Source organism: Klebsiella sp. 2-CIP_Kleb. (assembly GCF_050378715.1).
Lineage (GTDB): Bacteria > Pseudomonadota > Gammaproteobacteria > Enterobacterales > Enterobacteriaceae > Klebsiella > Klebsiella quasipneumoniae.
In genome coordinates this window covers 994923-1010688 of sequence record NZ_JBNRLG010000002.1, presented here as the reverse complement: position 1 = coordinate 1010688, position 15766 = coordinate 994923, and the positions used below count along the sequence as shown (strand labels likewise).

At 58.3% G+C, this 15766-nt stretch carries 15 protein-coding genes; 2 read left to right on the top strand and 13 right to left on the bottom strand.

Features of this window, described 5'->3' with window-relative positions; translation table 11 throughout:
- Nucleotides 1-4 precede the first annotated feature (4 nt).
- The 12 genes from holB to yceD all read right to left on the bottom strand — a co-directional run bounded on the left by holB (nucleotide 5) and on the right by yceD (nucleotide 10084).
- Nucleotides 5-1009 (bottom strand): DNA polymerase III subunit delta', encoded by a 1005-nt coding sequence (holB, locus tag ACQUTP_RS12760; RefSeq protein WP_080847016.1) that lies wholly within the window; start codon nucleotides 1007-1009, stop codon nucleotides 5-7.
- The gene (gene tmk / locus ACQUTP_RS12755) at nucleotides 1006-1647 is read right to left on the bottom strand and encodes a dTMP kinase (RefSeq protein ID WP_004204566.1); all 642 of its coding nucleotides are present in this window, start codon (nucleotides 1645-1647) and stop codon (nucleotides 1006-1008) included. Before tmk ends, holB begins: the two co-directional genes overlap by 4 nt.
- Nucleotides 1637-2659 carry a cell division protein YceG gene (yceG, locus tag ACQUTP_RS12750; protein WP_004204565.1) on the bottom strand — a complete coding sequence of 341 codons (1023 nt, stop codon included), beginning with the start codon at nucleotides 2657-2659 and terminating at the stop codon, nucleotides 1637-1639. Before yceG ends, tmk begins: the two co-directional genes overlap by 11 nt.
- Nucleotide 2660: 1 nt before the next feature.
- Complete coding sequence (gene pabC, locus ACQUTP_RS12745; protein ID WP_032455825.1) at nucleotides 2661-3470, bottom strand: aminodeoxychorismate lyase; 810 nt, start codon at nucleotides 3468-3470, stop codon at nucleotides 2661-2663.
- A gap of 125 nt (nucleotides 3471-3595) precedes the next feature.
- On the bottom strand, nucleotides 3596-4837 hold the full coding sequence (gene fabF / locus ACQUTP_RS12740) for a beta-ketoacyl-ACP synthase II (RefSeq protein WP_002900666.1): 1242 nt from the start codon (nucleotides 4835-4837) through the stop codon (nucleotides 3596-3598).
- Nucleotides 4838-4925: 88 nt separating this feature from the next.
- Nucleotides 4926-5162 carry an acyl carrier protein gene (gene acpP, locus ACQUTP_RS12735; protein ID WP_000103754.1) on the bottom strand — a complete coding sequence of 79 codons (237 nt, stop codon included), beginning with the start codon at nucleotides 5160-5162 and terminating at the stop codon, nucleotides 4926-4928.
- Between the two features lie 210 nt (nucleotides 5163-5372).
- Nucleotides 5373-6107 carry a 3-oxoacyl-ACP reductase FabG gene (gene fabG, locus ACQUTP_RS12730; protein WP_002899294.1) on the bottom strand — a complete coding sequence of 245 codons (735 nt, stop codon included), beginning with the start codon at nucleotides 6105-6107 and terminating at the stop codon, nucleotides 5373-5375.
- Between the two features lie 12 nt (nucleotides 6108-6119).
- Complete coding sequence (fabD, locus tag ACQUTP_RS12725; protein WP_080847018.1) at nucleotides 6120-7049, bottom strand: ACP S-malonyltransferase; 930 nt, start codon at nucleotides 7047-7049, stop codon at nucleotides 6120-6122.
- Between the two features lie 15 nt (nucleotides 7050-7064).
- Entirely contained in the window at nucleotides 7065-8018 is a 954-nt protein-coding gene (locus ACQUTP_RS12720) for a beta-ketoacyl-ACP synthase III (protein WP_002899288.1), read from the bottom strand.
- A gap of 53 nt (nucleotides 8019-8071) precedes the next feature.
- Nucleotides 8072-9169: a phosphate acyltransferase PlsX gene (gene plsX / locus ACQUTP_RS12715; RefSeq protein ID WP_202821001.1), complete on the bottom strand. Its 1098-nt coding sequence runs from the start codon at nucleotides 9167-9169 to the stop codon at nucleotides 8072-8074.
- 203 nt (nucleotides 9170-9372) lie between these two features.
- Complete coding sequence (gene rpmF, locus ACQUTP_RS12710; protein ID WP_000290724.1) at nucleotides 9373-9546, bottom strand: 50S ribosomal protein L32; 174 nt, start codon at nucleotides 9544-9546, stop codon at nucleotides 9373-9375.
- Nucleotides 9547-9562: 16 nt separating this feature from the next.
- Nucleotides 9563-10084 (bottom strand): 23S rRNA accumulation protein YceD, encoded by a 522-nt coding sequence (gene yceD / locus ACQUTP_RS12705; protein ID WP_017900733.1) that lies wholly within the window; start codon nucleotides 10082-10084, stop codon nucleotides 9563-9565.
- A 141-nt stretch (nucleotides 10085-10225) separates the two neighbouring features.
- On the opposite strand from yceD, the gene ACQUTP_RS12700 reads away from it, so the two are divergent.
- The gene (locus ACQUTP_RS12700; RefSeq protein WP_004204559.1) at nucleotides 10226-10810 is read left to right on the top strand and encodes a Maf family protein; all 585 of its coding nucleotides are present in this window, start codon (nucleotides 10226-10228) and stop codon (nucleotides 10808-10810) included.
- 37 nt (nucleotides 10811-10847) lie between these two features.
- Here ACQUTP_RS12700 and rluC read toward each other — a convergent pair whose 3' ends face one another.
- Nucleotides 10848-11801: a 23S rRNA pseudouridine(955/2504/2580) synthase RluC gene (rluC, locus tag ACQUTP_RS12695; protein ID WP_100098382.1), complete on the bottom strand. Its 954-nt coding sequence runs from the start codon at nucleotides 11799-11801 to the stop codon at nucleotides 10848-10850.
- A gap of 699 nt (nucleotides 11802-12500) precedes the next feature.
- Between rluC and rne the strand changes: the two genes are divergently transcribed.
- Nucleotides 12501-15740 carry a ribonuclease E gene (rne, locus tag ACQUTP_RS12690; RefSeq protein ID WP_032455822.1) on the top strand — a complete coding sequence of 1080 codons (3240 nt, stop codon included), beginning with the start codon at nucleotides 12501-12503 and terminating at the stop codon, nucleotides 15738-15740.
- Nucleotides 15741-15766: the final 26 nt, after the last annotated feature.

Here is a 15766-nt window from a genome sequence, read left to right as displayed (position 1 = left end):
TCACTCAGAGGTGGGAGACGGGTAAAACCGTCCCGGGTTGCAGGTAATGTTCCCAGCGCAGCAGGCGCTCGGTAAGCAGCAGTTCGCGGTTGACGCCGACGACGTTCAGCAATTGCTCGCGGCAGGTACAGACGTCATGGGCAATCGTCTGCAGCCGAGAGGCGGGCAGACTGTGCGCCAGCTGCTCCAGCAGCGGCCAGACATCCGGGTTGCTCACCAGGGCAATTCCCTGCTGTCGTTTTTGCGCATCGACCAGCAGCGATGCCAGCCAGTGCAGGCGAACCGCCGCCTGTTCATGATTGAGTATCGGCAGCAGCGCCAGCCAGTCACCGCTCGCCAAAGTGGTCGCCAGCGCCTGACACAGCTGCTGTCGCGCCGTCCACTGCGGCTCTTTAAGCAGTTCGAGCGCGGCGGCCGGCGCGCTGGCGCACAGACGTAACGCGGTCAGCAGCGCCTCCTGCGGCAGGTTCACCTCACGCTCCAGCCAGGCCAGGGCATAAGATTCCGTCGGCGGCGACAGGTGGTGCAGGCGGCAGCGACTGCGCAGGGTGGTCAGCAGACGCGCCGGCTCCTCGCAGGCGAGGAAGAACCAGGTATTTTCCGGCGGCTCCTCCAGCGTTTTCAGCAACGCGTTGGCGGCAGCATCGGTCAGCAAGGCGGCATCGCTAATCCATACCACCTTCGCCCCACCGAGGCGCGCGCGCTCATAGAGCTTGTCGTTGACATCGCGCACCGCGTCAATACCCAGCGCGCTCTTGCCTTTCTCAGGGCTCAGCGGATAGTAATCGGGGTGCGTACCGGCCTGCATCAGCTGGCAGCTGTGGCAGTGACCGCAGCTTTTATGCCCTTCAGGCTGGCGGCACATCAGGAAGCGGCACAGCGCATAAATCAACGCCTCGCCGCCCATCCCGCTCAGAGACTGTAACAGTAAGGCGTGGTGGCCACGTCCGGCCTGATAGCTACCGACCAGTTGCTCGAACGAGGGGCGCAGCCACGGATACCATTTCATGCCGGTTGCTCCGCCATCCACTGGGCGATCGTGGCGCGAATATCGCGCGCGACGGCATCCAGCGGCTGCGTCGCGTCCACCGTGCGGATAGAAGGATCTGCCGCAGCCAGCTCAAGGTAGCGCGCGCGGGTACGATTGAAGAAGTTCATCGACTCCTGCTCAATGCGATCCAGTTCGCCGCGGGCGCGGGCGCGCTGCAGCCCCACTTCCGGCGTAACGTCGAGGTACAGCGTCAAATCGGGACGAAAATCGCCGAGAACGGCGTCGCGCAGCGTCGCCAGCATCGTGCGGTCAATGCCCCTGCCGCCGCCCTGATAGGCCTGGGTGGAGAGATCGTGACGATCGCCGATCACCCACTGGCCGCGAGCCAGAGCAGGCTTAATCACCGTCTCCACCAGCTGGACGCGCGCCGCGTAAAACATCAGCACTTCCGCTTTATCGTTAATCACTTCATCGCCCGTGGACTGGATATCCAGCACCAGGCTACGCAGTTTTTCAGCAAGGATTGTGCCCCCCGGCTCACGGGTAAACACCATATCGTGAATACCTGCCGACTGCAGCGTCTCCACCACCAGTTGACGTGCGGTGGTCTTCCCGGCGCCCTCCAGCCCCTCGATGACGATATAGTTACTGCGCATTTTTTTCCTTAAGTACTTTCAGATAGTCCTGCACCGCGCGGTTATGGCTGACCAGGTTTGTGGTAAACGTATGGCCCCCTTTCCCGTCGGCGACAAAATAGAGGTATGGTGTTTTCGCCGGATGGGCGGCCGCCTTAAGCGACGCTTCGCCCGGCACCGCGATAGGGCCTGGCGGCAGGCCGCTGATGGTATAGGTATTGTACGCGGTCGGCGTCTCCAGATCCTTACGCGTTAACTTTCCATTATACCCTTCGCCCATCCCGTAGATCACCGTTGGGTCGGTCTGTAAGCGCATGCCGATGCGCAGGCGGTTGATAAATACCGACGCGACGCGATCGCGCTCTTCCGCCACCGCGGTCTCTTTCTCAATAATCGAGGCCATGGTCAACAGCTGATTCTGATCGGCATAGGGCAGATTATCCATCCGTCCTTCCCAAATCTTCGCCACTTCAGTGACCATTTTCTGATGCGCGCGCTTGAGGATGGCGATGTCGCTAGTATTGGCGGTGTACATCCAGGTATCCGGCCAGAACCAGCCTTCCACCCAGTCGGCATGGTCAAGACCTAACGCCTTAGCCACCGTCGCGTAGCTATCGTCTTCAAGCGTGTGCTTCACGTAGGGAGCATCGCGCAGCTGACGAAGGTAGTCGCTGACGCGCATGCCTTCGACAAAGCGCAGCGGAAACTGCGCCTCTTTGCCACTGGCCAGCAGCTGCAGCATCTCGCGCACCGTCATTTGCGGCGTGAGGCGATAGGTCCCGGCCTTGAAGTGAGACAGCTCAGGCTCCATCCGCAGCAGCCACTGGAACACGCGCGGGCGATTGATCACCTTCTCGCGATAGAGATCCTGCCCCAGCGCCAGCCGGCCGGTGCCGGCTTCGAGGGTAAAGATGGTCTCTTCTTTAATCAGCAGCTTGCTGTCCGCCAGCTGGCGTACCTTCCACATTCCTGCCGCCGCGGCGATGCCCAACAGCACCACCAGCAACAGGATAAAACGTAACATTTTCTTCATACTAACCAGACAGCTCACACAAAGGGGCTAAAAAATGGTAAAGCTCGCGCGAGGACCAGACGGTCTCATCCCAGCGACGAACCGGCACCAGCGGCATCAGCGCATTGCAGATCAGCACTTCATCGGCCTCCCGCAACGCCTCGGGACGCGCTGTCACTTCGACAACGCGAAACGTCGATGGTGCCAGCTGCGCGATACAGCGCTGCCGCATTATGCCGTTGACCCCGGCATAATCGAGTCGCGGAGTAAATACATCCCGTCCCTGACGCCAGAATAAATTCGCGGCACAGCATTCCGTAAGCCACCCGTCACTGTCAAGGACCAGCGCCTCATCGGCGTCCGTCTGTTCAAGATGAGAGCGAATCAGCACCTGCTCCAGACGATTAAGATGCTTCAGGCCAGCCAGCCAGGGGTTGCGCCCCAGGGTCACCGGGCTCCGGGTCAGGGTAATGCCCTCCTCCCGCCAGCGCGTGTAGTGCGCCGGAAGCGGAGAGACGCTCAGAATACGGGTGGGCGACGCACAGCCCGCCGTGCTGTATCCCCTTCCCCCAACGCCGCGGGTAAGGGTCACCTTAAGCACGCCCTGCGCGTGCGGTCGAGCCAGACGCTGCATCTCGTCGCTTAGCGTCAGCCAGTCGTCAAACGGGATGCGTAATTTTTCGCAGGTTGTCTGCAAACGCTGCAGATGGGTGTCCAGTAACGCAACCTGTCCATGCTGTATACGGGCAGTGGTAAAACAACCGTCGCCAAACTGGACGGCGCGATCGTTCGCCGCCAGCGTGTCCTGTTCAACGCCATTTATCAAGAACATAAAGGACTCCTTTTCACTGGTCGGTGAGTGTCTCAGGACACGGAGCAGAGGACAAGCGGAGAAAGCCGAATAAAAAAGGCCCGACAATCGGGCCTTTTGTTAAAGCAGTACCGGGGCATGCCCTGTCACACTTTTTTGAAGATCAGCGAACCGTTAGTGCCGCCAAAGCCGAAGGAGTTGCACAGGGTGTACTCCATACCGGAAACCTGACGCGCTTCGTGCGGAACGAAGTCGAGGTCGCAGCCCTCATCCGGGTTGTCGAGGTTGATCGTCGGCGGAACCGCCTGATCGCGCAGCGCCAGGATAGAGTAAATCGACTCTACCGCCCCTGCCGCGCCCAGCAGATGCCCGGTCATGGATTTGGTGGAGCTCACCAGTACGCGGCTCGCCGCATCGCCGAAGACAGACTTAACCGCCTGCGCTTCCGCTTTATCGCCAGCCGGCGTCGAGGTGCCGTGGGCATTGACGTAGCCGATCTGGCCCGGTTCGATGCCCGCATCGCGAATGGCATTCACCATCGCCAGCGCGGCGCCCGCGCCATCTTCCGGCGGTGATGTCATATGGTAAGCATCGCTGCTCATGCCGAAGCCGACGATCTCGGCGTAGATTTTCGCGCCGCGTTTTTTTGCGTGCTCGTACTCTTCCAGCACCACCATGCCCGCGCCGTCGCCCAGCACGAAGCCGTCGCGATCTTTATCCCACGGACGGCTTGCCGCCTGCGGGTTGTCATTGCGCGTGGAGAGCGCCCGCGCTGCGCCAAAGCCGCCCACGCCAAGCGGGGTACTGGCTTTTTCCGCACCGCCTGCCACCATCGCATCGGCATCGCCATAGGCGATGATGCGCGCAGCCTGACCGATGTTGTGCACGCCTGAAGTACAGGCGGTCGCGATGGAGATACTTGGTCCACGCAGACCAAACATGATGGTCAGATGGCCGGCCACCATGTTAACAATTGTGGAGGGAACGAAGAATGGGCTGATCTTACGCGGTCCGCCGTTGACCAGCGAACTGTGGTTTTCTTCGATCAAGCCGAGACCGCCAATACCAGAGCCGATTGCGGCACCAATACGGGTAGCATTCTCTTCCGTCACTTCAAGGCCAGAATCCTGCATGGCCTGAACGCCAGCGACAATTCCATATTGAATGAAGGCATCCATCTTGCGCTGCTCTTTGCGCGAGATGATGTCATCACAGTTAAAATCCTTTACTAAGCCAGCAAATTTCGTTGCATAGGCGCTAGTATCGAAATGGTCGATCAGGCTGATGCCACTCTGACCGGCAAGGAGAGCTTTCCAGGTAGACTCTACGGTATTGCCGACAGGAGACAACATGCCCAGTCCGGTCACAACTACACGACGCTTAGACACGTTTGTCCTCCAGGGAGGGAAAATAGATTCTTGTGGGACAAATAAAGATAAAACTCAGGCGGTCGAATGACCGCCTGGAGATGTTCACTTACGCCTGGTGGCCGTTGATGTAATCAATGGCAGCCTGAACGGTGGTGATTTTCTCAGCTTCTTCGTCCGGAATCTCAGTATCAAACTCTTCTTCCAGAGCCATTACCAGCTCAACGGTGTCAAGAGAATCAGCGCCCAGGTCTTCAACGAAGGAAGCATTGTTGGTAACTTCTTCCTGCTTAACGCCCAGCTGCTCGCCGATAATTTTCTTAACGCGTTCTTCGATAGTGCTCATACTCTTAAATTTCCTATCAAAACTCGCTTTCGCGATGGTTTTCGTAGTGTATAAAATGTTGAAAAATTTGCAACTAAATCCCGGCAGGTCTTACCACGATTTTGCGCTATTTTGAGGCCGTTTGCCCTAAGAACGCAAATCTTTTCGCACAAAACCGCACAGAGAACCGTGCGAAGTGCGCGGTTCCTGAACGTTTTGCACAAATCTCGGTCAGACCATGTACATTCCGCCGTTGACGTGCAGGGTTTCACCAGTGATGTAACTTGCTTCGTCAGAGGCTAAAAATGCAACCGCGCTGGCGATTTCATTTGGGGTGCCAAGGCGCCCCGCAGGAACTGCCGCCAGCGTACCCGCACGCTGCTCATCGGTCAGCGCACGCGTCATGTCCGTTTCAATAAAGCCCGGAGCAACAACGTTTACAGTAATACCGCGGGACGCAACTTCACGCGCCAGTGATTTACTGAAGCCGATCAGACCCGCTTTCGCCGCAGCGTAGTTGGCCTGACCCGCATTTCCCATGGTACCAACCACAGAACCGATAGTGATAATACGTCCATGACGCTTTTTCATCATAGCGCGCATTACCGCTTTTGACAGACGGAAAACCGATGACAGGTTGGTTTCGATGATATCGTTCCACTCGTCATCTTTCATGCGCATTAACAGGTTGTCGCGAGTGATCCCGGCATTATTCACCAGGATATCCACTTCGCCAAACTCTGCGCGCACATTTTCCAGAACAGATTCAATAGATGCCGGGTCGGTCACATTCAACATCAGACCTTTACCGTTGGCGCCTAAATAGTCGCTGATCGCCTGCGCGCCGCTTTCGCTGGTCGCAGTACCGATAACTTTCGCGCCGCGGGCGACGAGCGTTTCAGCGATGGCGCGGCCAATACCGCGGCTTGCACCGGTAACCAGCGCGATTTTTCCTTCAAAACTCATGGTTTTCCTCTTTTATTGCTCAAGCGCCGCAGACATCGCCGCCGGCTCGTTAAGCGCGGAAGCGGTCAGGGTGTCAACAATACGTTTGGTCAGGCCGGTGAGGACTTTACCCGGGCCAACCTCATACAGATGCGTTACGCCCTGAGCAGCCATAAACTCAACGGTTTTAGTCCACTGAACCGGACTATACAGCTGGCGTACCAGCGCGTCGCGAATGGCGTCCGGCGCGGTTTCGCACTTCACGTCGACGTTATTTACCACCGGGATCGTCTGCGCGTTGAAAGTGATTTTCTGCAGCTCAAGCGCCAGTTTCTCCGCAGCTGGCTTCATCAGCGCACAGTGAGACGGCACGCTCACCGGCAACGGCAGCGCCCGTTTAGCGCCCGCGGCCTTACAGGCGGCACCTGCGCGTTCAACGGCCTCTTTGTGGCCGGCGATAACCACCTGGCCCGGGGAATTGTAGTTCACCGGAGAGACGACCTGCCCTTCGGCCGATTCTTCACAGGCTTTGGCAATAGCCGCGTCGTCCAGACCGATAATCGCTGACATGGCGCCAGTACCTTCCGGTACAGCTTCCTGCATGAATTTGCCGCGCAGTTCAACCAGGCGAACGGCATCAGCGAAAGCGATAACGCCCGCGCAAACCAGCGCGGAGTATTCGCCGAGGCTGTGGCCAGCCAGCAGCGCCGGCGCTTTGCCGCCCTGCTGCTGCCAGACGCGGTACAGCGCCACGGAGGCGGTTAGCAGCGCTGGCTGGGTCTGCCAGGTCTTATTCAGTTCTTCTGCCGGGCCCTGTTGCGTCAGCGCCCACAGATCGTAACCCAACGCTGCGGAAGCTTCACCGAAGGTCTCTTCAATGACCGGCCAGGTCGCCGCCATATCGGCCAGCATGCCTACGGCCTGCGAGCCCTGTCCCGGGAACACAAAAGCAAATTGCGTCATGTTTAAATCCTTATACTAAAAACGAACCAGCGCGGAACCCCAGGTGAAACCGCCACCAAAGGCTTCCAGCAAAATCAGCTGCCCACGTTGAATGCGGCCATCGCGGACGGCCTCATCCAGCGCGCAAGGGACTGACGCCGCGGAGGTGTTGCCATGGCGGTCGAGGGTCACTACGACGTTATCCATCGACATGCCCAGTTTCTTCGCCGTCGCGCTGATGATCCGCAGGTTTGCCTGGTGCGGCACCAGCCAGTCCAGCGCTGAACGTTCGAGATTATTCGCGGCCAGCGTCTCATCAACGATGTGCGCTAACTCGGTGACCGCCACTTTGAAGACTTCATTACCGGCCATCGTCAGATAGATCGGATTTTCCGGATCGACGCGATCGGCGTTCGGCAGGGTCAGCAGTTCGCCATAGCTACCGTCAGCATGCAGATGCGTCGAGATAATGCCAGGCTCTTCGGAGGCGCCCAGCACCACCGCCCCGGCGCCATCGCCGAAAATAATAATCGTCCCGCGATCGGCCGGATCGCAGGTGCGCGCCAGCACATCAGCGCCGACGACCAGCGCATAGTCCACCGCGCCGTTCTTGACATACTGATCGGCGACGCTCAGCGCATAGGTGAAACCGGCGCAGGCGGCCGCGACGTCAAACGCCGGGCAGCCCTTGACGCCCAGCATAGACTGAATCTGGCATGCCGAACTCGGAAACGCGTGCGTGCCGGAGGTGGTCGCAACGATGATCAGACCAATTTGCTCCGCGGACACGCCCGCCATCGCCAGCGCCTGCTTTGCGGCTTCAAAGCCCATCGTAGCAACTGTTTCATGCGCTGCGGCAATACGACGCTCACGGATACCTGTGCGGGTGACAATCCACTCGTCAGAGGTCTCTACCATTTTTTCCAGGTCGGCGTTTGTACGCACTTGCTCGGGCAGATAGCTGCCGGTACCAATAATCTTCGTATACATGTACGCTCAGTCACTCTTGGGTAATATACCCGCCTCGTTCAACCGCCGCGGCGTCAGTGGTGTCCATTCGTCCCGCTTTGCTGTCGGGCGTTCACGTCACTGTCGCTTTCCGGCAGCTCGAAACCAGCTGGGTATAAAGATTCCAGGCGCGCGGCGATCCGTTGGGGAATTTGCCGCTGCACCGCCTGCACTGCCTGCTCTATCGCGACGCTAAAGGCGCGTTGATTGGCAGCACCATGACTCTTGATCACGGAACCGCGCAATCCTAACAGACAGGCGCCATTATACTGGTCGGGGTTGAGGTGACTGAATCGCCTCGCCAGGCTTTTTTGTAACCAACGTTTTAGTAACAGCAGCCACCACGACCGTTTTTTGCCCTCTCCCTGAGATTTCAGCAGTGAAAGGAACATTCTGACAACACCTTCCATGGTTTTTAATGTGACGTTGCCCGTGAATCCATCACAAACCAGCACATCGGTTTTTCCGGTCAACAGTTCATTGGCTTCAAGATAGCCGATGTAGTTGAGGGAAGGCAGCGTTTTGAGCACTGCGGCAGCATCGCGGATGCTGCTGAGGCCTTTCATCTCTTCTTCGCCGATGTTCAGCAAGGCGACGCGAGGATTGGCAATGCCAACCACCTCTTCCGCCAGCACTGACCCCATCACCGCGAACTGCACCAGCATCGTGCTGTCGCAATCGACGTTGGCGCCGAGATCCAGCACCACGGTTTTGCCCTTCTGCTGGTGCGGCAGCACCGTCACCAGCGCCGGCCGCTCAATACCTTCAATCGGTTTGAGCAGCAGTTTCGCCAGGCCCATCAGCGCGCCGGTGTTGCCGGCGCTGACGCAGGCTTCCGCCCGCCCTTCTTTCACAAGCTCCAGCGCCACGCGCATTGAGCTTCCGCGACTGCTGCGGATAGCCTGTGCGGGTCGCGCATCACTGGCAATAACTGACTGCGCAGGAATAATCTGCAGACGCGAACGTTGTTCGAAGTCAGCTTTGGCGAGTAATGGCGTGATGGCGTCGGGATCGCCGACTAAAAGAAGTGTGAGTTGCGAATTAGAGTTCAGTGCCTGCAGTGCTGCAGGCACTGTCACGGATGGGCCGAAATCGCCCCCCATGACATCTAACGCCAGGGTTAGACGTGTCAAGGTATCGTCGCTGCCCGGTTCGGTGATTCCCCAGTTGCCCGGGGAGTCCTCACTAAGCTTCATCACGCTGGCACCCGCGAATTTTCACGCTGCAGACGCAACAATCCGGGCATTGACGCCTCTGGTTATCGGGTTAACCGAGTGCCCAGGTACGTACAAACCCGCCATGGCCTGCAACGGGAAATCCTGCGAGTATCGCGTGATTACTTAGCGATAACCTTGCGACCGCGGTAGAAACCGTCGGCAGTGATGTGGTGACGCAGGTGTTTCTCACCAGAAGTTTTGTCTACAGACAGGCTGGTGACTGCGGTCAGCGCGTCATGGGAACGACGCATGCCACGTTTGGAACGGGTTGGTTTATTCTGTTGTACGGCCATGGACCTTACTCCTCAATTACTTACGCTTTAAGCTGGCTAATACGGCAAATGGGTTTGGTTTTTGTGCCTCTTCAGGCAGTTCGCCAAAGACCATGTCCGCGTCGGACACTTCACAGTGTTCAGAATCATGCACCGGAACTACGGGCAGGGAGAGGATAATTTCATCCTCGACCATTGCCTGCAGGTCGATTTCACCGAATTCGTTAACCTCAATCGGCTCATACGCTTCCGGTAGTGCTTCGGCCTGTTCGTCATTTCTGACGGGGCTAAAACAATACGTGGTGTGGACGTGATGGGAGAACGGTTTCCCGCAACGCTGGCATTCGAGGGTTACCGTCACCTTCGCATCGCCTGTAATAACGGCGAGACGCTGGTTATCGATAGCGAACGACATGCTGCATTCCACATCGCTGTCCACGCTGACTACAGAATCGGCTACACGTTCAACCTGATCGCGGGCATAGATGCCTTCGTAATCAAGGCGTTTTTGAGCCGTGCGTACCGGATCAAGAGTCAGGGGTAATTTTACCTTTTGCATAGGGCGCGCATATTAACTTTGTAATGTCATAGAGTCAAAGAAAAAGGCAGCCTCAGGTTGCCTTTTGCCATTTATTCGCACACATTGCGGCGCATAGTTTAAGATGATGCTCTGCGAAGCGCTATATGTGGATGAAAAAATATGTCTCAACTTATCCTGGCGTCAACCTCTCCCTGGCGGCGCATGCTGCTGGAAAAACTGGGGTTACCATTTGAATGTGCGGCGCCTGACGTCGACGAAACGCCCCGCCCTGAAGAATCCGCGCGTCAGCTTGTCACCCGGCTGGCGCAGGCCAAAGCGCAGAGCCTGGCTTCGCGCTACCCCAATCACCTTATTATAGGCTCCGATCAGGTTTGCGTATTGGACGGTGAGATCACCGGCAAACCGCACACCGAGGAAAATGCCCGCAGGCAGTTGAGAAAGGCGAGCGGGTCGATCATTACCTTTTATACTGGCCTCGCGCTGTACAACTCCGCCAGCGGTCATCTGCAAACCGAATGCGAGCCCTTTGACGTCCACTTCCGGCATCTCAGCGATAAAGAGATCGAAGGCTATGTGCGTAAAGAGAACCCGCTGCAGTGCGCCGGGAGTTTTAAGAGCGAGGGGTTAGGTATTACGCTGTTCGAACGGCTGGAAGGCCGCGATCCGAATACGCTGGTCGGTTTACCCTTGATCGCGCTCTGTCAGATGCTGCGCCGCGAAAATTACAACCCGCTGTTAGGCTGAGGTAAAAAAAACGGCGGAACTGATTCCGCCGTTGCACTTATTTGCTCTTCCGTAGCACCTGTAGACAGTGCTTCAGCTGGTTATCCAGCGGCGCCTCAACGCGCATCACCTCCCCGCTCCCCGGGTGGGTAAACTTCAGCGCAGCAGCGTGGAGGAACAGGCGGTTTAAGCCGGTACCAGAGAGTTGCTTGTCAAATTCGCGGTCGCCATAGCGGTCGTCAAAGGCGATAGGATGGCCGGCATACTGGGTATGAACGCGAATCTGATGCGTGCGTCCGGTGACCGGACTGCAGCGCACCAGAGTGGCGAATTCATAACGCTCTTCCACTTTGAAGCGCGTCTCTGACGGCTTGCCTGCCTGACTCACGCGGACGATTCTCTCGCCGCTCTGCAGAATGTTCTTCAACAGCGGGGCCTGCACCACTTTTGTATGCGACTGCCACTGGCCGCGCACCAGCGCCAGATAGTCTTTCTGCATGCCTTTATCACGCAGCTGCTCGTGCAACGAACGCAGCGCCGAGCGCTTTTTCGCCACCAGCAGCACGCCAGAGGTATCGCGGTCGAGCCGATGCACCAGCTCAAGGAAGCGCGCCTCCGGGCGCAGGGCGCGCAGCCCTTCAATCACGCCGAAGCTCAGGCCGCTGCCGCCATGTACCGCGGTACCGGATGGCTTATTGAGGACCAGAATATGATCGTCTTCATAGAGGATCACCTCAGAGAGCGCCGCCACTTTCTGCAGATGCGGCGATACCGCCTCTTCTTCACGCTCCGCCACGCGCACCGGAGGGATACGGACTTCATCGCCCGCCTCCAGCTTATACTCCGGCTTCACGCGTTTTTTATTCACCCGCACCTCGCCTTTACGCAGGATGCGATAAATCATGCTCTTCGGTACGCCTTTCAATTGGGTACGCAAAAAGTTGTCGATACGTTGCCCCGCTTCATCAGCAGCAATGGCAACCATTTTTACGGTTGGGGTCTCAGTTTTCATGGTGCGCGATTCTAAATAGCCGGACGCATTAGCGCCACTCATTTTTATATGCTTATATTTATCATTATCCTGTTTTCACGGTTTGCCTGACCGCCATATTGTTTGTTATTAGAACAATCTGTATGGGCAGGTGATAAAACTGTGAGTAACCGGGTGATAAAAGGTGAAAGTCAACTTGCTATAACAAGGTTAGCAATGGAATAATGAGACCGTTTTCCGTATTGCATCTTGTTAGAACAAGACATTAGCGGAATGACCAGTTTTGTCTGACCGATCGCCCACGCAGCAATGGCGTAAGACGTTGTGATCTTTCAGACAGTTAGCGGGCTGCGGGTTGCAGTCCTTACCGGTACAGGCTCTATGGATTTCAAGTCGCAGGAAGGCGTCAACTCCGGGACTCCCGGGAGCTCATCTGGATCCGCTGATCGAGGTGAGCAGGTTAAGCCATCATGCCTGCAACGCGAAAGACGACGAGTATAAATGGAATATTCTCTGGTGATACATCCCAGGCTGTTCCCCTGAATAATTGCGCTGTGTTTCCGTTTGAAACACAGGCGACCGACACTCTGCGCCTCTTAAGCGCGCGACAACCGTGAGGTTGGCGACGTGAACCAGACACGAGGCCATCGGTTTTCCCCCGGAAAGGCATTACTCTGCCCGCAGCTTAGTCGTCAATGTAAGAATAATGAGTAAGTTACGATGAAAAGAATGTTAATCAACGCAACTCAGCAGGAAGAGTTGCGCGTCGCCCTTGTTGATGGGCAGCGCCTGTACGACCTGGATATCGAAAGCCCCGGGCACGAACAGAAAAAAGCGAACATCTACAAAGGCAAAATCACCCGCATTGAACCCAGCCTTGAAGCCGCGTTTGTTGATTACGGCGCCGAGCGTCATGGTTTCCTCCCCCTCAAAGAAATCGCCCGCGAATATTTCCCCGCCAACTACAATGCGCACGGCCGTCCTAATATCAAAGACGTACTGCGTGAAGGTCAGGAAGTTATCGTGCAGATTGATAAAGAAGAACGCGGCAACAAAGGCGCTGCGCTCACCACCTTTATCAGCCTTGCGGGCAGCTATCTGGTATTGATGCCGAACAACCCGCGCGCGGGGGGAATTTCCCGCCGTATCGAGGGCGACGACCGTACCGAACTGAAAGAAGCGCTGGCGAGCCTGGAGCTTCCGGACGGCATGGGCCTTATCGTTCGCACCGCTGGCGTCGGCAAATCTGCCGAAGCCCTGCAGTGGGACCTGAGCTTCCGTCTGAAACACTGGGAAGCGATTCAGAAAGCCGCGGAAAGCCGTCCGGCGCCGTTCCTTATCCACCAGGAAAGCAACGTCATTGTCCGCGCCTTCCGTGACTATCTGCGCCAGGATATCGGCGAAATCCTGATCGATAATCCGAAAGTGCTCGAGCTGGCGCGCCAGCATATCGCCGCGCTGGGTCGTCCTGATTTCAGCAGCAAAATCAAACTGTACACCGGTGAAATCCCGCTGTTCAGCCACTACCAGATCGAATCCCAGATTGAATCCGCCTTCCAGCGTGAAGTGCGTCTGCCGTCCGGTGGCTCTATCGTCATCGACAGCACTGAAGCGCTGACCGCGATCGATATCAACTCCGCCCGCGCCACCCGCGGCGGCGATATCGAAGAGACGGCGTTCAACACCAACCTCGAAGCGGCTGACGAGATTGCCCGCCAGCTGCGTCTGCGCGACCTCGGCGGCCTGATCGTTATCGACTTTATCGATATGACTCCGGTTCGCCACCAGCGCGCTGTGGAGAACCGTCTGCGCGAAGCCGTCCGTCAGGACCGGGCGCGCATTCAGATCAGCCATATCTCGCGCTTCGGCCTGCTGGAGATGTCCCGCCAGCGCCTGAGCCCGTCGCTGGGCGAATCCAGCCACCACGTCTGCCCGCGCTGCTCCGGCACCGGTACCGTCCGTGATAACGAATCGCTGTCGCTCTCTATTCTGCGTCTGATTGAAGAAGAAGCGCTGAAAGAGAACACCAAAGAAGTACACGCCATCGTTCCGGTACCGATCGCCTCCTATCTGCTGAACGAAAAACGTGCCGCGGTGAGCGCTATCGAATCCCGTCAGGGCGATGTGCGCGTTATTATCGTGCCAAACGACGAAATGCAGACGCCGCACTACTCCGTCCTGCGCGTGCGCAAAGGTGAAGAGACCTCAACGCTGAGCTACCTGCTGCCGAAGCTGCATGAAGAAGAGATGGCGCTGCCGGGCGACGATGAGCCGGCAGAACGGAAACGTCCGGAACAGCCGGCCCTGGCCGCTTTTGTCATGCCTGACGCGCCGCCGGCCCCGATGCTTGAAGAGCCTGTCGCCGCGCCTGTCGCCGCAGCGGCACCGGTCGCGGCCGCCGCACCGGCGCAGCCTGGCCTGCTCTCACGCTTCTTCAGCGCGCTGAAGAATATCTTCTCAGGCGCCGAAGAGGCCAAACCGGCTGAGGTTAAGGTCGAGAAGAAAGCGGAAGAAAAACCGGAGCGTCAGCAGGAGCGCCGTAAACCGCGCGCCAACAACCGCCGCGATCGCAACGACCGCCGCGACAATCGTGACAACCGCGATAACCGTGACAATCGTGATACTCGTGCGGACAATGCCGAGGGCCGTGAACCGCGCGAATCGCGTGAAGAGAACCGTCGCAACCGTCGCGAGAAGCCGTCGCAGAACGTGGAAGCCCGTGATGTTCGCCAGACCTCAGGCGACGACGCGGAGAAAGCGAAATCTCGTGACGAGCAGCAGCCGCGCCGCGAACGCACCCGCCGCCGCAATGACGACAAACGTCAGGCGCAGCAGGAAGCCAAAGCGCAGACTCGCGAAGAGCCGGTAGCGCAGGAGACGGAGCAGGAAGAGCGTGTGCAGACCCTGCCGCGTCGTAAACCGCGCCAGCTGGCACAGAAAGTACGCGTTGAGTCCGCTGTCGTTGAGCAGGTTGCCGAGATCGTGCCAGAAGCCGTAGTGGCGGAAGTTATCGCTCCGCGCAGCGAGCCGGTGAAAGGCGAGCTGCCAGCAGTAGTGGAGAGCGTGGCTGACCAGGACGAAAATGGCGAATCCCGTGAAGCGAACGGTATGCCGCGTCGCTCACGTCGTTCCCCGCGTCACCTGCGCGTCAGCGGTCAGCGTCGTCGTCGCTATCGTGACGAACGCTATCCGACCCAGTCGCCAATGCCGCTGACCGTGGCCTGCGCATCGCCGGAGATGGCTTCCGGTAAAGTCTGGATCCGCTACCCGGTGGTTCGTCCGCAGGATCAGCAGCCGGAAGAGGTTCAGGTTCAGAACGACAACCTTGTGGAAACCGTCGCGGCCGTCGCGACCCCGGTTGCCATCGTTGAAACCGTTACCGCTGCCCCGGTCACCGTCGAGCCGGCTACCATGGAGCCGGTTACCGCCGAGCCTGTGGTAGTCGAGCCGGTCGTAGCCGCCGAGCCGGTGGTGGTTGATGCTGCGGAGGGTGTCGCGCCAGCAGCCGTCGAGCCAGCGCCGCAGGAGCTGGTCACCGAAGCGCCGGCTGTCGAAGCGCCTCAGGCTATCGCGCCAGCGACGCTCGACGCCGAGCCGGTGGTGGTAGAACCTGAAGTGGTGGAAACGGCGCCTGTCGTTGAAGCGCCAGTGGAAGCCATCGCGCCGGCGGCGGAAACCGCAGTTGAAGCACCGGTTGTTGACGCACCGGTTGTCGAAGCCGCGCCTGTCGAGCCGGTCAAAGCCGAGCCTCCGGTGAGTAAGCCGGTAGTGGTGGCGGGTCATCGCCATGCCACCGCGCCAATGACCCGTGCGCCAGCGCCGGACTATGTCCCGGAAGCGCCGCGCCACAGCTCCTGGGTGCGCCCGCCATTCGCTTTTGAAGGCAAAGGCGCCGCCGGCGGTCATAGCGCCACCCATAAAGCCACCGCTGAACCGACCCGCCCACAGCCCGTCGAGTAAGCGTGCTAAATAAAAAACCGGCCTCC